The 21,184-nt window shown below is 73.2% G+C and carries 18 protein-coding genes and 2 pseudogenes; 12 read left to right on the forward strand and 8 right to left on the reverse strand.

Going from position 1 to position 21,184, the window contains the following annotated elements; translation table 11 throughout:
* Positions 1–246: 246 nt before the first annotated feature.
* A pseudogene (gene ileS, locus D450_RS30700) lies at positions 247–3,389 on the reverse strand (isoleucine--tRNA ligase).
* A gap of 525 nt (positions 3,390–3,914) precedes the next feature.
* On the opposite strand from ileS, the gene D450_RS0120075 reads away from it, so the two are divergent.
* From D450_RS0120075 to D450_RS30710, 5 genes are all read left to right on the forward strand, one after another.
* Positions 3,915–4,178 carry a divalent-cation tolerance protein CutA gene (locus D450_RS0120075; protein WP_017540448.1) on the forward strand — a complete coding sequence of 88 codons (264 nt, stop codon included), beginning with the start codon at positions 3,915–3,917 and terminating at the stop codon, positions 4,176–4,178.
* Positions 4,179–4,526: 348 nt separating this feature from the next.
* Complete coding sequence (locus tag D450_RS0120080; RefSeq protein ID WP_017540449.1) at positions 4,527–4,922, forward strand: TraR/DksA family transcriptional regulator; 396 nt, start codon at positions 4,527–4,529, stop codon at positions 4,920–4,922.
* A gap of 35 nt (positions 4,923–4,957) precedes the next feature.
* Positions 4,958–5,677: a signal peptidase II gene (gene lspA / locus D450_RS30705; RefSeq protein WP_017540450.1), complete on the forward strand. Its 720-nt coding sequence runs from the start codon at positions 4,958–4,960 to the stop codon at positions 5,675–5,677.
* Positions 5,674–6,600, forward strand: coding sequence for an RluA family pseudouridine synthase (locus D450_RS0120090; RefSeq protein ID WP_017540451.1), 927 nt, complete (start codon positions 5,674–5,676; stop codon positions 6,598–6,600). The genes lspA and D450_RS0120090 overlap by 4 nt, the downstream gene beginning before the upstream one ends.
* Before the next feature lie 152 nt (positions 6,601–6,752).
* Positions 6,753–7,682: a LysR family transcriptional regulator gene (locus tag D450_RS30710; RefSeq protein ID WP_051063631.1), complete on the forward strand. Its 930-nt coding sequence runs from the start codon at positions 6,753–6,755 to the stop codon at positions 7,680–7,682.
* A 762-nt stretch (positions 7,683–8,444) separates the two neighbouring features.
* Here D450_RS30710 and D450_RS0120100 read toward each other — a convergent pair.
* The 5 genes and pseudogenes from D450_RS0120100 to D450_RS30720 form a co-directional block, all read right to left on the reverse strand.
* Positions 8,445–10,130, reverse strand: coding sequence for a thiamine pyrophosphate-dependent enzyme (locus tag D450_RS0120100; RefSeq protein ID WP_017540453.1), 1,686 nt, complete (start codon positions 10,128–10,130; stop codon positions 8,445–8,447).
* A 162-nt stretch (positions 10,131–10,292) separates the two neighbouring features.
* Positions 10,293–10,610 carry an AzlD domain-containing protein gene (locus D450_RS0120105; protein ID WP_017540454.1) on the reverse strand — a complete coding sequence of 106 codons (318 nt, stop codon included), beginning with the start codon at positions 10,608–10,610 and terminating at the stop codon, positions 10,293–10,295.
* Positions 10,607–11,359, reverse strand: a complete 753-nt coding sequence (locus D450_RS30715) for an AzlC family ABC transporter permease (RefSeq protein WP_017540455.1) — start codon at positions 11,357–11,359, stop codon at positions 10,607–10,609. The genes D450_RS0120105 and D450_RS30715 overlap by 4 nt, the downstream gene beginning before the upstream one ends.
* Positions 11,360–11,504: 145 nt before the next feature.
* Positions 11,505–11,864, reverse strand: coding sequence for a hypothetical protein (locus tag D450_RS0120115; RefSeq protein WP_026128661.1), 360 nt, complete (start codon positions 11,862–11,864; stop codon positions 11,505–11,507).
* A 197-nt stretch (positions 11,865–12,061) separates the two neighbouring features.
* Positions 12,062–12,893, reverse strand: a pseudogene (locus D450_RS30720) (AraC family transcriptional regulator).
* A 215-nt stretch (positions 12,894–13,108) separates the two neighbouring features.
* Between D450_RS30720 and D450_RS0120125 the strand changes: the two are divergent.
* The 6 genes from D450_RS0120125 (at position 13,109) to D450_RS0120145 (ending at position 18,333) form a co-directional block, all read left to right on the forward strand.
* Positions 13,109–13,768: a PaaI family thioesterase gene (locus D450_RS0120125; protein ID WP_017540456.1), complete on the forward strand. Its 660-nt coding sequence runs from the start codon at positions 13,109–13,111 to the stop codon at positions 13,766–13,768.
* A gap of 310 nt (positions 13,769–14,078) precedes the next feature.
* The gene (locus D450_RS0120130) at positions 14,079–14,318 is read left to right on the forward strand and encodes a hypothetical protein (RefSeq protein ID WP_017540457.1); all 240 of its coding nucleotides are present in this window, start codon (positions 14,079–14,081) and stop codon (positions 14,316–14,318) included.
* A 32-nt stretch (positions 14,319–14,350) separates the two neighbouring features.
* Positions 14,351–14,677 (forward strand): hypothetical protein, encoded by a 327-nt coding sequence (locus D450_RS35645; RefSeq protein WP_394296829.1) that lies wholly within the window; start codon positions 14,351–14,353, stop codon positions 14,675–14,677.
* Between the two features lie 127 nt (positions 14,678–14,804).
* Entirely contained in the window at positions 14,805–15,356 is a 552-nt protein-coding gene (locus D450_RS0120135; protein ID WP_152520875.1) for a hypothetical protein, read from the forward strand.
* Positions 15,357–15,713: 357 nt separating this feature from the next.
* The gene (locus tag D450_RS30725; RefSeq protein WP_017540459.1) at positions 15,714–15,920 is read left to right on the forward strand and encodes a hypothetical protein; all 207 of its coding nucleotides are present in this window, start codon (positions 15,714–15,716) and stop codon (positions 15,918–15,920) included.
* A 580-nt stretch (positions 15,921–16,500) separates the two neighbouring features.
* Entirely contained in the window at positions 16,501–18,333 is a 1,833-nt protein-coding gene (locus D450_RS0120145; RefSeq protein WP_017540460.1) for an AMP-dependent synthetase/ligase, read from the forward strand.
* 71 nt (positions 18,334–18,404) lie between these two features.
* On the opposite strand, the gene D450_RS0120150 is transcribed toward D450_RS0120145, so the two are convergent.
* Positions 18,405–18,740 carry a CU044_2847 family protein gene (locus D450_RS0120150; RefSeq protein ID WP_241483223.1) on the reverse strand — a complete coding sequence of 112 codons (336 nt, stop codon included), beginning with the start codon at positions 18,738–18,740 and terminating at the stop codon, positions 18,405–18,407.
* A gap of 232 nt (positions 18,741–18,972) precedes the next feature.
* Here D450_RS0120150 and D450_RS32660 point away from each other — a divergent pair, with 232 nt between their 5' ends.
* Positions 18,973–19,272 carry a DUF397 domain-containing protein gene (locus tag D450_RS32660; RefSeq protein WP_083932713.1) on the forward strand — a complete coding sequence of 100 codons (300 nt, stop codon included), beginning with the start codon at positions 18,973–18,975 and terminating at the stop codon, positions 19,270–19,272.
* On the opposite strand, the gene fxsT is transcribed toward D450_RS32660, so the two are convergent.
* The coding region (fxsT, locus tag D450_RS0120155) for an FxSxx-COOH system tetratricopeptide repeat protein (protein ID WP_017540462.1) at positions 19,259–21,184 on the reverse strand (1,926 nt) is incomplete at its 5' end. The genes D450_RS32660 and fxsT overlap by 14 nt on opposite strands.

The following is a 21,184-nucleotide window of genomic DNA, read 5'->3' on the forward strand; positions in this document are numbered from 1 at the left end:
TGCCCCGCTCGCGGCTGATTGCCGGGTGGCGGGTCACCGTCGGTCGGTGTGCCCCCCGAACCTCCGTCCGTTCTCCCTGCTCCTAGCCGTGACCAGGCGTTCGGCAGGGCCTCCCGGTTCCGGACGGCGGACGAGTGAGTATCCGATCCCCGAGCCGTTACCTGCTGCACCAGGCGGGGAGACGCCGGAGACGGGAAAGGCCCCGGACACTGTGCGTCCGGGGCCCAGCCTGTGGCCTTCAGGGGGTCAGGCCTTGCGGATCCAGACGGTCAGGCCGAAGTCCTCGGACGTCACGGAGTGGGTGCCCTCCTCCTCGGGGGCCTTCTCGGTTCGGGCGAAGGACGTGGCCAGCACCTCGGCCGCGATGGTCTCGGCGTGCTCCTCCATCGCCTGCCCGGTCTGCGGGTCGGTCGCCGACCAGGCCAGCGCGATCCGGTCGGAGATGTCCAGGCCGCTGCCCTTGCGGGCGTCCTGCACCAGCCGGACCACCTCGCGGGCCAGCCCCGCGCGCTGCAGCTCCGGGGTGAGCTCCAGGTCCAGGGCCACCGTCTCGCCGTTCTCGGTGGACACCGCCCAGCCCTCGCGGGGCTGCTCGGTCACCAGCACCTCGTCGGCGCTGATCTCCACCGGCTCGCCCTCGACCTCCACGTGCGCCCAGCCGGTGCCGCGCACCTGCTCCACCAGCGCCTTGGCGTCGGCCGCGCCGATCGCCTTCGCCACCAGCGGCGTCCGCTTGGCGAACCGCTTGCCCAGCGCCCGGAAGTTCGGCTTGACCGTGTACTCCACCAGGTCGCCGCCGACGGACGACAGCGCCTCCAGCGAGTGCACGTTGAGCTCTTCGGTGATCTGCGCGCGCAGCTGCTCGGGCAGCCGGTCGAACCCCCGGGCGCCCACCAGCGCCCGGGACAGCGGCTGGCGCGNCAGCTCCACCAGGCGCCGCACCAGCGCCATGTCCTGCGACAGCCCCTCGTCGATCAGCTCCCGGTCCGCCACCGGCCAGTCGGCCAGGTGCACCGACTCCGGCGCCCCCGGGCGGCGCAGCGCCGCCCACACGTGGTCGGTCAGGAACGGGATGATCGGCGCCAGCAGCCGGGTCAGGGTCTCCAGCGTCTCGTACAGCGTGGCGAACGCCGCCGCGCCCTCCGGGGTGTCGGCGCCCGCCCAGAACCGGCGGCGGGAACGGCGCACGTACCAGTTGGACAGGTCGTCGATGAAGGCGGTCAGCCTGCGCCCCGCCCCCGCGGTGTCGAAGTCCTCCAGGGCGGCGTCCACGTCGGCCACCACCTGGTTCAGCTCCGACAGCAGCCACCGGTCCAGCAGCGGCCGGTCGGCCGGGGCCGGCGCCTCGTCCAGGCGCTCGGGGGACCAGCCCTCGCCGGCGCCCGCGTAGAGGGTGAAGAAGGAGGCCGTGTTGTAGTAGGTCAGCAGGACCTTGCGGACGATCTCCTCCAGCGCGGTGTGCCCCACCCGCCGGGCCGCCCACGGCGACCCGCTGACCGCCATGAACCAGCGCAGGGCGTCGGCGCCGTGCCGGTCCATCACGGGGATCGGCTCGAGCACGTTGCCCAGGTGCTTGCTCATCTTGCGGCCGTCCTCGGCCAGGATGTGGCCCAGGCAGACCACGCTCTCGTAGGAGGAGCGCCCGAACACCAGGGTGCTGACCGCCATCAGCGAGTAGAACCAGCCGCGGGTCTGGTCGATCGCCTCGCAGATGTACTGGGCCGGGAAGTTCTCCTCGAAGACCTTCTCGTTGCGGTGCGGGGCGCCCCACTGGGCGAACGGCATCGAGCCCGAGTCGAACCAGGCGTCGATGACCTCCGGCACCCGCCGGGCCTCGGCTCCGCACTGCGGGCAGTCCAGCACCACGTCGTCGACATAGGGCCGGTGCGGGTCCAGCGCGCTCAGGTCGCGCCCGGCCAGTTCGCCCAGCTCGGCCAGCGACCCGACCACCGTGGTGTGCTCGTCGGTGCACTGCCACACCGGCAGCGGCGTGCCCCAGTAGCGGCTGCGGGACAGCGCCCAGTCGATGTTGTTGCGCAGCCACTCCCCGAAGCGCCCCTCCTTGACGTTCTCGGGGTACCAGTTGGTGGCCGCGTTCTGGGCCAGCAGCTCGTCCTTGACCTCGGTGGTGCGCACGTACCAGGACGGCACCGCGTAGTACAGCAGCGCGGTGTGGCACCGCCAGCAGTGCGGGTAGCTGTGCTCGTACTCCTGGGCGCGGTACATCAGGCCGCGCGCGGTCAGGTCCTCCACCAGGACCGGGTCGGCCTTCTTGAAGAACCGCCCGCCGACCAGGTCGAGGCCCTCCTCGAAGGTGCCGTCGGCGCGCACCGGGTTGACCACCGGCAGCCCGTAGGCGCGGGCGACCGCCATGTCGTCGGCGCCGAAGGCGGGCGCCTGGTGCACCATGCCGGTGCCGTCCTCGACGGTGACGTAGTCGGCCAGCACCACGTAGTGGGCGGGCGCGTCGAAGCCGATCAGTTCGAAGGGGCGCTGGTAGGTCCAGTGCTCCATCTCGCCGCCCTCGAACCGCTCCCCGGTCAGGGTCCAGCCCTCGCCCAGCACCTTCTCGAACAGCGGCTCCGCGATGAGCAGCCGCTCGGGGCCGNGTAGGCGACGTCGGGGTGCACGGCCACCGCCGTGTTGGACACCAGGGTCCAGGGGGTGGTGGTCCACACCAGCATCGAGGTGGGGCGCTCGGGCGAGGCCAGCGGGCCGGAGGTGACGGGGAAGCGCACGTAGACCGAGGGGTCGGTCACCGTCTCGTAGCCCTGGGCCAGCTCGTGGTCGGAGAGCGTCGTCCCGCAGCGCGGGCAGTAGGGGCTGATCCGGTAGTCGCGGACCAGCAGGCCCTTCTCGTGGATCCGCTTCAGCGCCCACCAGACCGACTCCACGTACTGGGAGTCCATCGTGCGGTAGGGGTCGTCCAGGTCGACCCAGTACCCCATGCGCTCGGTCATCTCGGTGAAGGCGCCCACGTGCCGCAGCACCGATTCACGGCAGCGCGCGTTGAACTCGGCGACGCCGTACTCCTCGATGTCCTTCTTGCCGCTGAGCCCCAGCTCCTTCTCCACGGCGACCTCGACCGGGAGGCCGTGGCAGTCCCAGCCGGCCTTGCGGTCGACCCGGTGGCCCTTCATGGTCTTGAACCGGGGGAAGACGTCCTTGAAGACGCGGGCCTCCACGTGGTGGACGCCGGGCTTGCCGTTGCCGGTGGGCGGACCCTCGTAGAAGACCCAGTTGGGGCCGTCCTTGGTCTTGTCGAGTGAGCGCTCGAAGACCTTCTGCTCCGACCAGCGCTTCAGCACCTCGTGCTCCACCGCGGGCAGGTCGATCTGCGCGGGGAGGGCGGGGAAGGGCCGGGAGGCGGAGGGTTCTTCTGCTGACACGTGGCTGCCCTTTCCATCAGGGGTGCGGTCCTGATGGAGGGACGAGGCGCGCGGCCCCGCGGTACCACCCTCCTTGGGAGCGCGTGCGCCCCCCACTTCGTTCGCTGCGGTGCCGGTTCTACTGAGCCCCGGTCGGGGGCCGTTCCTCCGGCGGCTCAGGGGTGATCTTCCCGCCGGTCATACCCCCGGGCTCCCACCGTCCCCGGGTCGCTCTGGGCTGTGCTCCGCGCGGTACTCGTCCCCGTCATCGCCCTGCTTCGGAGTAGAGGATAACGCAACGCGACCTCCCTTCACGCGCGCCTTTCCGGAGCCGGCACCGGAGGTGCCGCAGGGCCCCGTCGGGGCGTGCCGCGGCCGTGGAAGGGGCGGCCCGGCGGGGTCGGCGCGGGCGCGGGCGGCGCGTCGGGGCATACTGGCGCACGGCCGTCCACCGGGGACGGCCCGGGCACGGGCGCCCCCGCGGCCGACCGCGGGCGGCGCCGGGCCAGGCCGGAGCCGAAAGGCCGAAGGAAAGAGAGGGACCGGATGGGGGAGACGCAGTCGGCGGGCGCGGTGCTGGTGACGCTGCCCGACCGGGAGGACGCCGACGAGCTGGCCGAGCAGCTGGTGGACCAGGGCTATGAGCCGTGCACGGTCCACCGGGACATGCTCGCGGGCGAGGACGACGCCGAGGACGTCGACTGGGTGATCGAGGTGCGGGTGGGCCCGCACGGCGGCCCCGCGGTGTTCGACGAGCCGCACCTCTCCCGCCTGGCCGAGGACTACGGGGGCTTCGCCACCGCCGGGTAGCCCCGGCCCCGCGCCCCGCCCCTCGGCGCCCGGCCGCTCTGCCCCCGCCCTGCGAATCGGACGATGCGAACGGGGGAACAACAAAGGGGAAAGAGACGGTGATTCCGTGGTACGCCGTGGTTCGTTGAATCGCCCGCCCCGGCCGCCTAAGCTACCCGGCACTGTGCGGATGACGCCCGAATCGACGGCGTTTTCGCACGTCGGGAAGTGGAACGGCGGGGGCGGCCGGGAGGCCGTCCGGATCGGAACGGGGGGCTGAGGGTGACGTCTATGGCGGCGGAGCGATCGAGTGGTGGAGGGGGCCGCGCGCAGCGCGGCGCACGGCACGAGGAGGCCGACGTGAGTGCGGTGAATCTGCCCCCGGCGCGCAGCGGGGAGGACCCCTGGACCCCCGAGGAGCTCGCCGAGGTCCGCGGGGCGCTGGAGGAGGAGATCACCGCGCTGCGCGCCAACCTCGCCGACGCCGAATCGGGGCTGGCCGAGCGGCTCACGGACGCGGTGGCCAACGCAGGGGACGACCCCACCGATACCGGGGCGAAGGCGTACCAGCGCGAGCACGACCTCGCACTGACCTACAATAGCCGTGACCTGCTCGCGCAGAGCGAGCGGGCGATCGAACGGATGGACGCGGGCACCTACGGGGTGTGCGATTCCTGCGGCCACGCGATCGGAAAGGCCCGCCTCCAGGCATATCCGCGCGCCCTGCTGTGCGTGGTGTGCAAACAACGCGAGGAGCGTCGCTGACTGACGTAGAGCCCTCCGGGGACGGAAGACGAACGGTGAACGGATCCGCCGCGACCAAGCCGCGGCGGTTCGTTCTTGTGGCGGTGGTGGCGGCGGTCGCGCTGGCCCTGGACTTCGCCACCAAGGAGATCGCGCTGGCGCGCTTCGCCCCCGGCGAGAGCGTCGCGGTGGTGGGGGACCTGCTCCGCTTCACCCTGGTGTTCAACCCGGGGGCGGCCTTCTCCATCGGGACCGGCATGACGTGGGTGTTCAGCCTGATCTCGATCGGGGTGGTCGCCTACATCATCGTGATCGCGCGGCGGCTGCGCTCCCTGGCGTGGGCGGTGTCGCTGGGGCTGATCCTGGGCGGGGCGGCCGGGAACCTGGTGGACCGCCTGTTCCGGGCGCCCGGGCCCTTCCACGGGCACGTGGTCGACTGGATCCAGCTGCCGAACTGGCCGGTGTTCAACCTGGCCGACTCCAGCCTGGTGGTGGGCAGCGCCCTGGCGGTGCTGCTGGCCTTCCGCGGGGTGAACATCGACGGCACCCGGGAGGCCGACAAGGACGACTCCGCGTCCGGCGCCGGTGACGCCGACGCCGGCGGCGAGCGCGCCGGCGCGACCGGTGGGAACGGCACCGCCGGCACCGCCGAGGACACCACGACCGACCACGGCACCGGCGCCGCCGGAGGGGACGGCGCCCCCGGGGCCGGGGCCCGCGCGGCCGACGAGCCCGCGGCCGCCGACCGCGACGAGGCAGAAGGGGACGCGCGATGACCGACCACCGCAGCATGCCGGTTCCGGACGGGCTGGAGGGCGACCGCCTGGACGCGGCGATGGCGCGGCTGTTCGGGCTCTCGCGCACCCGCGCCGCCGAGCTGATCGCCGAGGGGAACGTGCAGGTCGACGGGGCCGAGGCGGCCAAGTCCGACCGGGTCAGCGCCGGGTCCTGGCTGGAGGTCGTGCTCCCTCCGCCGCCCACCGCCCCCGTCCCCCGGGCCGAGACGGTGCCGGGCCTGCGCATCGTGCACGAGGACGCCGACATCGTCGTCGTCGACAAGCCCATCGGCGTGGTCGCCCACCCCACCGTGGGCTGGACCGGCCCCTCGGTGCTGGAGGGGCTGCTGGCCATGGGCGTGCAGCTGGCCACCAGCGGGGCCGCCGAGCGCCAGGGGATCGTGCACCGCCTGGACGCCAACACCACCGGCCTGATGGTGCTGGCCAAGAGCGAGACCGCCTACTCGGTGCTCAAGCGCGCCTTCAAGGAGCGCACGGTCGACAAGCGGTACCACACGCTGGTGCAGGGCCACCCGGACCCGCTGCGCGGGACCGTGGACGCCCCGATCGACCGCCACCCCTCCGGCGACGGCCGCTTCGCCGTGGTCGCGGGCGGGCGCCCGTCGGTCACCCATTACGACACCACCGAGGCGTTCCGCGCGGCCAGCCTGCTGGAGATCAAGCTGGAGACCGGCCGCACCCACCAGATCCGCGTGCACATGTCGGCGCTGCGCCACCCCTGCGTGGGCGACCGGCTCTACGGCGCCGACCCGACCCTGGCCGAGCGCCTGGGGGTGAGCCGCCAGTGGCTGCACGCGGTGCGGCTCGGGTTCGACCACCCGACCGAGGGGCGACCGGTCGAGTTCGAGAGCCCCTACCCGGACGACCTGGCCAAGGCCGTGGAGATGCTGCGCGAGGAGTAGTCCGGCGGGGGCGCCCGCAGGGCGCCCCCGTTCCGCGCGGCGGGCGGCACCCGGCCCCGGGGAGGGGCCGGGCCGGCGGACATCTCAGTCCGTGGACGTCGAACCGCTCACAACCGCTTCGCAGCGGGCGTTCCCGGCGTTAGCATCGCTTCATGCTGAGCGTGGATCGAATGCGCGTCCTGCACGCCATCGCGGCCAACGGATCGCTCACCGGGGCCGCGGAGGAGCTCCACGTCACCAATTCGGCCGTCTCCCAGCAGCTGAGCAAGCTGGAGCGGGAGGTGGGCCAGCCGCTCGTGGAGCGCAACGGGCGCGGGATCCGGCTCACCGAGGCCGCCGAGGTGCTGGTCGAGCACACCGGGCAGATCCTGTCCCTGGTCCGCCAGGCCGAGGCCGACCTGGAGGCGCACCGCGACGCGGTCATCGGGCACCTGCGCCTGTCGTCCATCGCCACCGCCGCCCGGGGGCTGGTGCCGCACGCCCTGGTCACCCTGCGCGAGAGCCACCCCCGCCTCGTGGTGGAGCTCAGCGAGCAGGAGCCGCAGGACAGCGTTCCGGCCGTGAGCCGGGGCGAGGCCGACATGGCGGTGGTCGTGGACTGGACCGGCGCCCCGCTGCCGCTGCCGCGCGGTATGGAGCGCACCCCGCTGACCGAGGACACCGCCGACATCGCCCTGCCCGCCGGACACCCCCTGGCGCACCGGGGGCTGGTGGCCCTGGACGAGGTGGTGGACCTGCCGTGGATCAGCTGGCCCCGCGGCGGCGCGTGCGGCCAGTGGCTGCACCAGATGATCAGCGCGCAGGGGGCCGAGCCGCGGATCGTGCACACGGCCGAGGAGCACCAGACGAAGCTGTCCCTGGTCGCCTCCGGGCTGGGGGCGGCGGTGATACCGCGCCTAGGGAGGGGGCCGGTGCCTGAGGGGGTGCGGCTGGTGCAGGTACAGCCGGCACTGGTCCGGCAGGTCTACGTGTTCTGGAACGCCGACGCCGCGAGGCGGCCGGCCATCAGCGCGACCGTCCGGGCACTGCGCGAGGCGGCCTGCCGAATGGAGCCGGGAACGGTGAGCAGCCGGCCCCAGTGAGGGAGGGGCCTGACGAGCGCCACCGCGGGCACGGACGCTGGGGCGCTTCTCGCGTAAGGGAGCCGTGCCCTGTCCTGCTCACCTCGGCACACGGCGGGCCGAATCCGTGACGGCGGTGCTGACATCGCCGCCTGTGAAGACGGCGGTCCGCGCCGGCGAAGCCCGGCTCCACCATCGCCGAGGCCACGGCCCCCGGTCGCGATCCCGCCCCCGGTTTCCGCCCCGGGGGTGAGCCGCCGCGTCGCCTGCGGCGCGGGGGCGCCTCGGTCGACGGGCACCGGCACCGCCCACCGGATGGTCGCCGCGCGAGCGGGCTGCCCGCTGGTCTCGCCGGTCCTGTCGCGCGTCTCGTTCTCAGCGGGCCATCGCTGGTCGAGCCTGGGGCCGGCCGCCGGGCCTGGTCGCCGTGTCTCCTGTGGGGCGTGGTCGGCAGTGCCGACGGGCGCGGTCGGCGTCCGCCGGGCGGTTGCCGCGCGACTGCGGCGTCCGTCGGGGGCACCGCCTCTGACCTGGGCCCCAGCCCATCGTCGTTGAATCTCCAGGGCGATCTCGGGCGTGGTCAGCCGCGTTCCGGGGTGCGTGTGGTCGGTATCGGCGACGAGCGCCGGCGACGCCCGCCGGGCGTCGCCGGGTGGTGCCGTGCCACCGGTGCGATCGCTGTCCTCACCGGCCGTGTCTCGGACCTCGTTCCCTGTCGGCCATCGCTGATCGAACCCCGGGGGCGGCGTCGGCCGTCCCCCGGGGCCCGCATCGGTACTCCCGTCAGCCGCGGTCGAGCAGGCCGGACAGGGTCGCCCCCGGGCTGATCACGTCCGGGTCGGTCCGGGCGTCGATCAAGGTGGGCAGATCCGCCTCCACCGCCTCGGCCAAGGCCTTCTCGAACTCGTCGGGCGTGTGCGCGGTGGCCCCTCGCGCGCCCAGGGAGCGGGCGTACCCGGCCAGGTCCAGCGGGCCGCCGATGTCCACCGCCGCGGTGCGCCCCATCTCCTTGGCCTGGTGCATCGCGATCGTGCCGTACAGCCCGTTCTGGAACACCACCACCGTGACCGCGGCGCGCACCCGCACCGCCGTCTCCAGCTCCTGCCCGGTCATCAGTGCGCCGCCGTCGCCGACCGCCGCGACCACGGTGCGGTGCGGCTCGACCAGTTTGGCCGCGATCGCCGCCGGCACCGCGTAGCCCATCGCGCCGCTGGTGGGCGCCAGCTGGGTCCGGGGCTCGGTGAAGTGCCACCCCCGGTGCAGGAACGCGGCGAAGTTCCCGGCGTCGTTGGTCAGCACCGTCTCGGGCGGCAGCACCGCGCGCATGCGCTCCACCACCGCCCAGGGGTGCATCCGCCCGCCGGGGTGCGAGGCGGCCCCCGGGGCGGGGACCGTGGTCGCCTCCCAGGCCGCGTGCGCCGGAGCGAAGTCCCGGTAGGGCGCGGTCAGCGGGGACGCCGCCAGCGCCTCCAACGCGCGCCGGGCGTCGGCGACCAGGCCGGTCCAGACGCCGGCGACCGCCCCCACCTGGTCGGGGTCGATGTCGATCTGGGCGACGTGCGAGTCCACCACCCGCGCCCCCGGGGCGGGGAACCGGTAGGCCTGGGTCGTGACCTCGCTGAGCCTGCACCCCACCACCAGGATCGCGTCCGCCTCCTCGAGCGCCCCCAGCACCTGGGGAGGGCAGCCCAGGCCGAGGTGGCCCAGGTAGAGCGGGTGGTCGTTGGGGAACACGTCCTGGCGCCGCCAGGAGGCGTACACCCCGGTCTGGAACCGCTCGGCGACCCGCACCAGTTCCTCGCGGGCGCCCCGTGCCCCGCCGCCGGCGATGATGACGGGCCGCTCGGCCCCGGCCAGCCACCGGGCCAGGCGGTCCCTCTCCTCCTCGGCCAGGGAGGGGCGCGGGGGGAACGTGCCGGGAAGGGGGCCCAGCGCCCCGGCCGGTTCGCCCCACAGGTCGCCCGGGACCGCGATCGCGACCGGGCCCGGGCGGCCCGAGGTGGCGATGCGCAGCCCGCGCGCGGTCGCCTCCACCAGCCGGTCGGCGCGCGTCACCGTCGTCGACCACTTGGTGACGGGGGCGTAGAACGCGGTGAGGTCCACCTCCTGGAAGGCCTCCCGTCCCAGGCGGTCGGACTCCACCTGGCCCAGGAAGACGATCATCGGCGTGGAGTCCTGCATGGCCGTGTGCACACCGACCGCCAGGTTGGAGGCCCCGGGGCCGCGGGTGGCGGCCGCCGCGGCGGGGAACCCGGTGAGCTTGCCCTCGGCCTCGGCCATGAACCCGGCGCCGCCCTCGTGGCGGGTGGACACCAGCTGCATGTCGCTGCGCCGGTCGATGGCGTCGGCCAGTTCCAGGAAGCTCTCACCGGGGACGGTGTAGCAGCGCCGCACATGGGCGGCGGCCAGCAGTTCCGCGACCGATTCGGCGGCGGTGGGCCCAGCGGGCCCGGTGGTCTCGGGGGGCACGGTCGTCCTTCCGTCGTCGCAAGGCGCCAGAAGGCGGGGGCGGTGGGCCGCCCCCGCCGGTCACCTGCATCCTGCCCCAGGGGGCGGGGAACGTCACCTCGCCGGGCTCCCCGTCCCCCGCCCCAGGCGCGGCGCGCACGGGCCCCGGCCCTGCACCGGGCCTCAGCCGATGCCGAGGGCCCGCAGGGCGGCCGTGGTGCCCGCCGCCGCGGCGACCACGACGAGGAAGGGGGCGCGCAGCAGCAGCGCCGCCGCGGCCGCCGCGACCCCGGCCAGGCGTGCGGTGTCGGCGGTGAGCGCGGCCCCGCCGTCGGAGAAGGTCTGCACGGCCACCAGCGCGGCGAGCAGTGCCACCGGGACGGTCATGGCGAACCGGCGCACCGCCGGGTGGTCGAGCAGGCGGCGCGGGGCGGCCAGCCCGGCGAACTTGAGGGCGTAGCAGCCGACGGCGGTGACGGCGATGGCGATCCAGAGGGTCACGGCCGCACCCCCGTGTCCGCCCCGTCGCCGGTACCGCCGCCCGCTCCGTCGCCGCCGTGGTCCGTCCCGGGCGCGTCCGCCGGGGCGCCGGCCGACGCCTGCGGGGCCTCTGGCGCCTCCGGACCGGGGCCGATGAGCGCGGCCGCGGCGGCGATGAGCACCGGAACACCGGGCGGGAGCACCGGGACGCCGGCCAGCGCGACCACGGCGCCGGCCCCGGCGACCAGGCGGGTCCTGCGGCCTTCGCGCAGCCGGGACCAGAGCAGGGCCAGGAAGATCGCCGGCCCGACCGCGTCCAGCCCGAAGGCCGAGGTGTCGCCGACCCGCTCGGTGGCCAGCGCGCCCGCCAGGGTGGTGGCGTTCCAGAAGACGAACAGCGCGGCGAAGGTCGCGGTGAAGGCGGTGCGCGCCTCGGCGGGGGTGCGCTGGGCGAACGAGGCGGCGGCGGTCTCATCGATCACCCCGTGCGCGGCCAGGCCCCGGCGGGCGCCCCGCCAGCCGAGGACGTCGGCCAGGCGCAGGCCGTAGAGGGTGTTGCGGGCGCCCAGGAGCAGGGCCCCGGCCGCCCCGGCGATGACGTTGCCGCCTCCGGCGACGACGCCGATCAGCGCGAACTGGGAGGCGCCGGTGAAGGCGAGCAGGCTCAGGGCGCAGGTCTGGGCGACGGTGAGTCCGGCGGCCACGGAGGCGGTGCCGAAGGCGACCCCGGACACCCCGACGGCCAGGCCGATCCCCAGTGCGTCGCGCACCGGGGGAGTGAGGGCGAATGCTGACGTGTTCACGCCGGGAACGCTACGGAGCGGGGGAGACCGGGGTCTTGAACGTAATTGCGCCTCGGGGCCCGTGCGGTGGTGCGGTGGCGGTCCGATGGCCCAGGGCGCGCGTGGAGGCCCCTCAGAGCGGCCATTCAGCGCGGTAGTACTTCTCGAGGGCGGCGTCGTCCCCGAAGACGGTCGATCCGGTTCCCAAGCGCTCGTTCGCGTCTGCGACAGCGGTGGCCAGCGCTCCCCAGTCCTGCGGGTGGACACTGTTCCGGCGCACGATCACCGGGCCGTGGGACGCGCCCTCAGGGGCGAGGACGATGGCGTTGTCATGGACGGCGAACCGCTGCCCCGGGCCGGGGGTGAAGGGCCCTCGACGCCTGAGGGGTGACCGGCGGGTCAAGGTGTTGGTCGCCGGGACATATTCGCAGGCGGGCAGTCTGGCCGTCAGAACCGCCGAGGCGATGTTGACCGCGCCACCGACGATGAACACCGCGCCGTCGATGGACGCCTCGGATCCCAGCCAGACGATCCCCAGAAGCAGCAGGGGACGCCAATGACGACGGTGCGCATCGTCTCGCAGGTGTGGTGCCAGGCGCGTACGGGGGCGGACGACGCCATATGTGCTCCTTCGGGTGGGGGAGATCCGAACGGGCGAAGGGGCCGGTGGCGGCTGCTCGTGGCGGCCGTTCAGGGCACAGGGGCCCGTTCCGGGGGCTCGGGGACCGCGCCCAGGATTCCGCGCTGGAACGCGCCCGGCGGTACGCCCGTGCGGCGTTTGAAGTGGCGGGTCAGGTGCGGCTGGTCGGCGAAGCCCACCGNCGGCCAGCAGGCGCCGGGCCCGCTCCACGCGCACGTCGTTCAGGTAGGCGTGCGGGGGCAGCCCCAGGTCGCGGCGGAAGGCGCGCAGCAGGGCGAACGCCGACACGCCCACCCCCGCCGCCAGCTCCTCCAGGGTCGGCGGGTCGGCCATCCGGGAGCGCAGGGCCTCCCGTGCCTCGGCGACCATGCGGCGCGGGGCCGGCGTGCCCGCCCCGTGGGCGGGGGAGGTGGCGTGCCCGGCCAGGAGGCGGTGCAGGGCCTGGCGGGTCAGGGTCGAGGCGCTCAGCCGGTCGCCCTGTTCGGCCGCCCGGTGGGCGGCGCGCAGCACCGCGGCGGTGGCCGGGTCGTGCGCCGAGGAGCCGGTGAACAGGGGAGGACCCGCCATGCCGATGTCCCGGGCCGCGTCGGCGACGACCTCCTCCTCCGGGTACAGCACCCGGTAGCGCCATCCGTCGGGCGTTCCGGAGTGGCCGGTGTGCACGGTTCCCGGCTCGACCAGCGCGATGCCGTCCGCTCCGACCCGGTGCGTGGTGCCCCGGCAGTCGTAGACCTCGATCCCGGACTCGATCACCGCGAGGGTGTAGGCCTCGTGGGTGTGCGGGGTGAACGCGTGCCGGACGTAGTGCGCCTTGACCAGCTCGACCCCCGGCAGGCCCGGGTGGCGCCAGTAGCGCACGGTGTCGCGGGGAGGCGTGCTCATGCCGCCAGCGTAGACGCGCGGGGAAGGGGCGGGTGGCGCGATTCACGAAATATCGCCCGATGTGCCCGGGTTGTTCCTTGCTGGTGGTGACGACCCGGCCCCCGGGTTCCGCCCCCGAAAACTACTACCGAGTAATATTCGGTTTGCGGCGCCGGAGCGGCGCCCGACCGCCCCCGCGCCCACCGGTGCGGGATGACGAACCGACGAAGGAAGCCATGACGGTCGACGCACAGCCGGTAGCGGAAAAGCCCGATCCCGCCGATTACGGGTTCACCGTGGTCCCCGAGGAGCAGATCCCCGCGGAGCTCTCCGCGCTGGTGGACCGGGTGCGCTCGCTGATGGACACCGTCGCCCACACCGAGGCCGCGCCCGGGGCGCTGTCCGCGGCGGCCGACGCCGTGGCCAAGGCCGAGGAGCTGCTCCAGGGCGAGCGGCGCCCCCTCGGCGCCATGGTGCGCTCCACCTACGCCGACGGCGCCGTCGAGTACGGCACGGTCGCCAACGGCGTCTCCGGGCCGGTGAACCCCCTGGCCCCGCCGATCGACCTGGACAAGGACGGCGAGGGGCTGCGCGCGGAGTTCACCCTCAACGGCCTGTACGAGGGCCCGCCCGGACTGGTGCACGGCGGCTGGCTGGCCGCGGTGCTGGACCAGGCCCTGGGGGGCGCCGCCAGCGCGGCCGGCATGCCGGGCCTGACCGCCAACCTGGACGTGAACTACCGCAACCCCACCCCGCTCAACGTGCCGCTGGAGGTCCGGGCGCGGGTGACCGGCACCGAGCGGCGCAAGGTGTTCGTCTCCGGCGAGATCCGCCACGGCGGCGAGGTCACCGCCGAGGGCACGGCCATCATGGTGCGCCTCGACCTTCCTGAGTGACCGGGCCGTCCGGGGACGGCGGATACGGCGCGCCCTGACGGTCGGCGCCCCCTTCCGAGCCGATCCCGGCGGAAGTGCGGCCGGGTCGGCGACTCCGCCCGCACTTCTGCCGAAGCCCCCGCGGGGGAGGAGGGGGGCGCCGTAGTCCCCGGGCGCGGTCGGCCCGGGCCCGTGCCCGACCGGCTCAGGCCGTGCCCGGCTCAGAGGCCGTTGTGGGACTGCGGCAGTTGAGCTGTTTCGTCTGCCTGTACCGGGAGGGACGGCGACGCGCGCGGCGCAGCGGCTCAATATCGTCCAGCAGCTGCGGTCGGTGCTGCCCTTCCGGCGGCACGGACTGAGCATCGCGACCGAGGACGTGATCGACGGCCGTGCCGTGCAGGTCCGCCCGCGCCTGGGGGTGGACGACGTGGGCGTCATGGCCGACGTCGTCGGACGTACCGATCACCTGTCGGTACTGCCTGACTGCCTGCGGCCCCGGTCCGGCGAGGGCTGCGCGAAGGCCTGCTACGGGTCCGGCCGCCGACACCGGCGGGGATCGTCCGTCGCATGATCTGCGTGCGCGACCGGCGTCGGCCGGTGCTGATGGTCCGCGAGACGCCGTTGCGCCGCGACCATCTGCGGACGGTGACCGAGATCAGCGGGCTCGGAGCGGTCATCGCACCGCCGGTACCGGCGTTCTACATCCGCCCGGAGTACCTCACGGACACGGTCGACCACACCGCAGGACGGGGACTCGACCCGTCCGACATCGACGTAGGCGCCGTGCGCCGTTGGAAAGGTACGGAAAGGGGCGGCGTCGCTTTCGGCGGGACCACGGGCCGAACACCGGCCGGTCCCCGTGGACGAGACGGCGGAAGCGCCCGGTGTACGTCTTCTTTCCGCTTCTTTCCACGGAGAAACCGATCGTGAAAGGCGGGGAGGGTGTTCCGATTAGTAGTCGCAAATCGCCGGAATGTCAATGTTGCGGCCGGAGTCGGACAAAGAACATACGGTGAACGCGACTAATTCACACCTTCCCATCAGGGGGACCGCCGACTTGTCGATCACCGAGGCGGCATGGTCCGGAGCCAGTCCACTCGGGCTGCCCCTTGAAGCCGGAGTTTCGCATCTACTAGGTTCGAGTGTGTTTGTCGAGCAGTACGGGCCGATACTTCGAAAGGAAAATGCGAAGGTGCTGCACGGAACGATCAAAACTCTTGGGGTTTTCGCCGCCGCTGCCGCCCTGTCCGTTGGCGCCGGCATTCCGGCCGCGTACGCCAACTCCGGCGTCCGGGTGGTCTACGGTGGCGATGATGAAGGCAGTGGCGAGGGGAATTCGAACGAGGAGTGCGCTGGACAGTGGCTCCACAGGTGGAATGAATTCCAACTGCAGGACCGGGACCTGGGCGACGACGACTGGTGCTACATCGACTACCGCTTCGAGGGCCAGGAGAACTTCTCCCGAGTGTCGATCCCCCAGGATATCGCCGGATGGAAGAAGATTCCCGTGAAGAACTTCACCGGGGCGCCGAGGGTAGAGTTCACGGTCTGCCAAGAGCGCCAAAACGACTCTGATATTTGCCTGGGTTGGCGCTTTTTTGACACCTGATCCGTCGGAGTCGGAGAACATTCCGACCGGGATCTGAGGAGGCGGCCCCTGCTTGATGGATTTTTTCGTAAAAAGAGAATCCGCGGCAGGGGTCGCCGCCGTTGGGTCAGGGGGCGCCGGTGTAACCGCTTTTTACGCGCGCCTGGAAATTTCGGGAGGGCGGTTGAAGGTCGTATCCCTCCCACCGGCGGGCCACGGCCCTGCTCGCGGGCCTCGGACCGAGCCCGCTCAACAGGCCGATCGCGGCATTGCGCAGAACACGGTCGGCACCGGCGTCGGCACGGGGCATCGATTGCCGGATGTGCGCATCGCTCGGCCCGCTGCGGTCGCGCCTCGCCTCGAGCCTGAGGGAAATGTGTGGTCGCGGTGACCTCCGCTTCGGTCCAGAACCGGCCCGGCGGGCGCCGCGTTCCGGTGCGGCCGACCGCGGTCGGCCCGTCCATCGGGCTGGTCTGGGCCGACGCCGGCTACGCAATCCAGGTCGACAACCGGCTGCCGGCGTGGGCATATGAGAAGTTCCGGCTCGTGCTCGAGGTCGTGCGGCGCAGCGACGACGCGAAATAGCTCCAGGCCCCTCCGCGCCGCCGGGTGGTGGGGTGCACGTTCGGCCGGCCGGTCCGCAATCGGCGCCTGGCCCGCGATCACGAGCGTCTGACCGGCGATTCCGGGACCACGGTCACGATCGCGATGATCCGGCTGACGGCTCCACGGCCGGCCGGTCACAGCACCCCGCTGGAGCCGTCGACCGGCCGGAGACGCCTTGTAGCTACCCGCATGCCCAGCAGCCGCCCAGGCCGTGCCCGGCTCCCGGCTCCCCGTGGTGCCGGGGGGCGGTCGGCAGGGTCCGCCAGGCCCGGCCGATGCGTAGGGTCCTCAGGGGCCTGTCCGTGTCGGACCCCGGGTGCAGGTCGCCCGCCCGTAGGGTTGCGCTTGTGGTGGTCGTGGCATCGGCCCTGGTCGCGGCGGTGCTCGGTGCTCCGGCCCCGCAGGGCGGCGCGATCGCGGGCGGTGCCCGGCGGGGCGACGGCCCGGCCCCGGGGCGTGTCGGGAGTGAAGGAGGTTACTCGACAGTATGGTGTTTCTCATGTCCGACTATGAACCCTGATGTTCAGATTTGTTACGAATGTCGGATAGACACGGAAGAGTGACCCACATCTCGACCCCCGCAACCGGTCGGCCCCGTGAGAGCGGCGGCCTGGCCGAGCTCCTGTACGAACGCGCCGCCGGGCACCCCCGCGCCGCGATGCTCAGCATGAAGGACGGCGGCTCCCCGGGCTGGCGCGACGTCGCCGGCGCCGACGTCGCCGACCAGGTCACCGCCGTGGCCAAGGGGCTCATCGCCGCCGGGATCGGCGCCGGGGACCGGGTCGGCCTGCTGTCGGCCAACCGCTACGAGTGGACCGTCGCCGACTTCGCGATCTGGGCGGCCGGGGCGGTGACCGTGCCGATCTACCCCTCCTCCTCGCCCGAGCAGGTCGCCATGGTCCTCTCCGACTCCGGGGCCGTCGCCTGCTTCGCCGACGACGCCGACAACACCGCCACCGTCGAGGGGGTGCGCGCCGACGTACCGGACCTGCGCCACCTGTGGACCATGGACCCGTTGCGCGGCGAGCCCGGCGCGCTGCCGGCCCTGTCCGAGGCCGGGGCCGAGGTGCCCGACTCCGCGGTCGAGGAGCGCCGCGCCGCCGTGCGCCCCGCCGACCCGGCCACCATCGTCTACACCTCCGGCACCACCGGCACCCCCAAGGGGTGCGTGCTCACCCACGCCAACTTCTTCGCCGAGGTCGAGGCCGCCACCACGGCGCTCTCGGCGCTCTTCGACGACGGCGGCGACCCCGACGCCGCCCCCTCCACCCTGCTCTTCCTCCCGCTGGCGCACGTGTTCGGCCGCATGGTGCAGGTCGCCGCGGTCAGCGCGGGCGCGCGCCTGGGCCACGCCCCCGGCGTGCGCGAGCTCATCGCCGACCTGGGCACCTTCCGGCCCACCTTCCTGCTGGCCGTGCCCTACGTCTTCGAGAAGATCCACACCACCGCGCGCAAGCGCACCACCGGCCTCAAACGCCGGATCTTCGACGCCGCCACCGAGACCGCGGTCGCCTACAGCAAGGCCCTGGACACCCCCGGCGGCCCCGGCCCGCTGCTGAGGCTGCGCCGCCGCCTCTTCGAGCCGATCGTCTACCGCCCCCTCACCGGCGCCCTCGGCGGCCGCTGCACGCGCGTCATCTCCGGCGGCGGCGCCCTGGACGTGCGGCTCTTCCACTTCTACCGGGGCGTGGGCGTGGAGGTCATCGAGGGCTACGGCCTGACCGAGACCACCGCCGCGGTGCTGGCCAACCTGCCCGGCCGCTCCCGCGCGGGCACCATCGGCGGCCCGCTGCCCGGCGTGGAGGTGCGGATCGACGACGACGGCGAGCTGCTCGTCAAGGGCGGACCGGTCTTCGAGCGCTACTGGAACCGGCCCGAGGCCACCGAGGCCGCCTTCCGCGACGGCTGGTTCGCCACCGGCGACCTGGGCGCCGTCGACGACGAGGGGTACGTGCGCGTCACCGGCCGCAAGAAGGAGATCCTGGTGACCGCCGGCGGCAAGAACGTCGCCCCGGTCCCCATCGAGGAGCGCGTCTGCGCGGCCCCGCTGGTCGACCAGTGCATGCTCATCGGAGACGGCCGCTCCTTCGTCACCGCGCTCATCACCCTCGACGCCGAGGAGTTCGAGGCCTGGAAGAGCGAGGCCGGCAAGCCCGCCGACGCAGGGCCGGGCGACCTGGCCGACGACCCCGACCTGCGCGCCGAGGTGCAGAAGGCGGTCGACGCCGGAAACGCCGCCGTGTCCCGCGCCGAGTCGGTCCGGGCGTTCACGATCCTGCCCCGCCCGTTCAGCGTGGAGGACTCCACCCTGACCCCCACGCTCAAGCTGCGCCGCGCCCGCATCATGGAGCGCGACGCGGCGGTCATCGAGCGGATGTACGCCAAGCGCTGACCCCGGGGCCGCGGGCGGCGGGGCCCTTCAGGGCCCGCCGCCCCCGGGGAAGCGGCGCGGGTGTGCGCCGCTCAGACCCTCCCCCTGCCCGACCTCCAGGTCAGCGTCACCTTGATGCCGCCCTGGGAGGCGGTCTTGGCGATGAACACGTCCGCCTCGGCGCTGACGTTCACCCCCAGCTCCACCGTCACCTCGTCCGGGTCGCCCGGCAGGTCGCGCAGCTCCCGCACCACCAGGGCCGACAGGTCGCGGATGCGGCCGAACACCTTCTGCGCCGTCTCGTCCGCACTGCGCAGGATGTCGCGCCCGCTGACATCGCGCATCTGCGGCGAGCTGCCCGCCGCCTCGATGAGCACGTAGGCGTCCTCGCCGCCCTGCTCATCGGGGAACCGTACGATCTCGGCCATCGACTCCGCCTCCCGCTCGCCTGCCGCCCGCCCCGGGCGGGGGTCCATCCTGGGCGCGGAAACCCCCGCGCCGTAAGGGAAATGTCCGGGATCGGCCGACATGAAGACAAAAGCGTCGGGGATATACAGCCCGACTGGCGCCGAGTCGGGAACTTCGTCATGGAAAGAGTCGCGTGTGCCTCCTTACGTCCCGTATCGGGGCGTGCCCCCACCGCACGGTCGAGAGGTGTCCATGAGCGCTGAGCCGACTCCGTCGGCCGACGGGGGTGGAGGGCGCACCGCGCACCGTCCCTCGGCCCGCCCCGGGCTGTACGACGGCCGGGGCTGGCGCACGTCCAGGAGAAGCGACGGCGCCGGCAAGTGCGTCGAGGCGGCACCGGGCGGCCGCGGCACGGCATACGTCCGGGACTCGCACCACCCCGGCGCCGCCCTGCGGTTCGGCCCCGGCGAGTGGGCCGCCTTCCTCGCCTCTGAGGTCCGCGGCGGGCCGGGGCGCGCCGCCCCGGCCGCCGGAGCCTTCACAACAGGTTGAGGAACAGGTCGCAGTTGCCCCGCACGTCCCGCGCCGCCGACCGCGTCGCCGGGTGCTCGGGACCGAAGACCTGCCGGTAGCGGGTCAGCATCGCCTCGCGTTCGGCCTCGGGAACCGAGCCCTCCACCGCGACCCGGTCCAGCAGCAGGTTCCGCTCGACGACCAGGGTCAGCGGGTGGTCGGCTCCCATGTGCCCGCTGATCAGCTCGTGCGTCCGCCCGTCCAGCTCCAGCGCGCGCCGGGGAGCCCCCAGTGCGAACAGGTCGCTGGCGAGGTTGACCGCGTTGGCCACCGTGTTGGGGTGTTCGGGTCCCAGCCGGTCCCGGTGCACCTCCAGTGCCTCCTCGTTGAGGCGCCGTGCCTCGTCGAGGCGCCCCATCAGGCGCAGCACCACCGCGTGGTTGACCGCGGCGTCGGCGTAGAGCGGGTGGCCGGGGCCGTAGGCCGAGCGCAGTCCGTCCAGCGCGTGCTGGGACAGGGCCAGGGCCTGGTCGTGCTCGCCGACCGCGCGAAGGACCACCGAGTGGCATCCGCCGGCCTGCAGGCTGTACAGCGAGTCCGGGCCGTCGCGCTCGACATGGGTCCGGTAGACCTCGTCGGAGATCTCCAGGGCCTCCTCCAGGCGCCCGATCCTGCGCAGGACCGTCGACAGCACCAGGAGCGAGCCCAGGCGGAACTGGTTGTCGGCCGGATACACGCGTTCGATGATCGTGCGCGAGTTCTCCAGGATGTCCAGCGCGCGCCAGTAGTCGCCCGACTCCATGTGGCCCAGGGCCAGGGTGTACTCGCTCGACAGGGTCCGCAGGTTCTCCGAGCCGAGGAGCTCGGTGCGCCGCTCCAGGTTGTACCGGTCGATCTCCATGGCCTCGTCGAACCGGCCCAGCAGGCGCAGCCCCACCGCGTGGATGTGGGCGGCGAACATGGTGTCCGGGTCGTCGCGGCCCATCAGCCGCTCCTGGCGCTGCAGCACGTCGGCGCTGACCTCGATCGCCTCATCGAAGCGTCCGAGTTTGCGCAGGTCCGTGGGCAGGTCGATGGTGACGTCCAGCGTCTCGGGGTCGTCGGGCCCGTTCAGCCGGGTGAGGGTGTCCACCACGTGCAGGGTCAGCTCGTGGGAGTCCTCGAAGTGCCCGAAGGTCGAGAGCAGCAGTGCGTAGGCGGCCTGGACGCGCAGGGTCTGGGGGTGCTCAGGGCCCAGGTGGTGGGTCCAGTGCCGGATGGTGGTCTCGGCCAGCGTCCTGGCCGCACGGGGGCGGCCCCACAGGTGGAGGAACCTGATCTGGTTGCAGACCAGGTGGCGGCACCAGCCGCTCTGGCAGTCCCACTGCTCGGTCTCCCAGATGTGCGGTTGCAGCTCGGCGTAGCGCGGCCAGTCCATCACCGACTCAGGCGCGTCCGGCTCGAAGTTGGCCAGCAGCTGATGGGCGCAGTGCCGGTACTCCGAGCGCTGCTCGTCGGTCAGCGGCAGCTTCAGCGTCTCCTGCACCAGCTTGTGCAGTTGGAAGGTGCCGTTGCGGTGGTCCATCCGGGCCAGTGCGTAGCGGTCGATGCTGCGCAGCACCCGGCCCAGCCGCACCGTCGGGTCCGACAGGATCTCCAGGAACTCCTGGGGTCCCTCGATGTTGCGCGCTCCGTTGAACAGCCGTCGCGGGATGGGCTGGGGCGCCAGGAACGCGCACACCTGGAGAAGCCGCAAGGCGGCCGGGTCCGTCTGGTAGAGGCGGTCCAGCGCCATGTTCATGGTGGCCCCGACCGTCCACGGGTAGTCCGGCGAGGGCGCCACGCTGGTCAGCAGCTCCTCCTGCTTCTCGTCGAACACCTCCAGCCAGTCCTGCGGGTCCATCATGGTCTCGTACAGCCACACCGCGGTCTGCTCCACCGCCAGCGGCAGGGCGCCCCGCTTTTCGGCGAT

The organism is Nocardiopsis halophila DSM 44494, from assembly GCF_000341245.1.
Classification (GTDB): domain Bacteria; phylum Actinomycetota; class Actinomycetes; order Streptosporangiales; family Streptosporangiaceae; genus Nocardiopsis_A; species Nocardiopsis_A halophila.

What these genes read in the sequence shown, in the direction of transcription:
- D450_RS30710 (WP_051063631.1), top strand. Translation starts at nt 6,753, where the DNA reads ATGCTGAGCGTGGATCGAATGCGCGTCCTGCACGCCATCGCGGCCAAC.
- D450_RS0120125 (WP_017540456.1), top strand. Translation starts at nt 13,109, where the DNA reads ATGACGGTCGACGCACAGCCGGTAGCGGAAAAGCCCGATCCCGCCGAT.
- D450_RS35645 (WP_394296829.1), top strand. Translation starts at nt 14,351, where the DNA reads ATGGTCCGCGAGACGCCGTTGCGCCGCGACCATCTGCGGACGGTGACC.
- D450_RS0120090 (WP_017540451.1), top strand. Translation starts at nt 5,674, where the DNA reads ATGACCGACCACCGCAGCATGCCGGTTCCGGACGGGCTGGAGGGCGAC.
- D450_RS32660 (WP_083932713.1), top strand. Translation starts at nt 18,973, where the DNA reads ATGAGCGCTGAGCCGACTCCGTCGGCCGACGGGGGTGGAGGGCGCACC.
- D450_RS0120150 (WP_241483223.1), bottom strand. Translation starts at nt 18,740, where the DNA reads ATGGCCGAGATCGTACGGTTCCCCGATGAGCAGGGCGGCGAGGACGCC.
- D450_RS0120075 (WP_017540448.1), top strand. Translation starts at nt 3,915, where the DNA reads ATGGGGGAGACGCAGTCGGCGGGCGCGGTGCTGGTGACGCTGCCCGAC.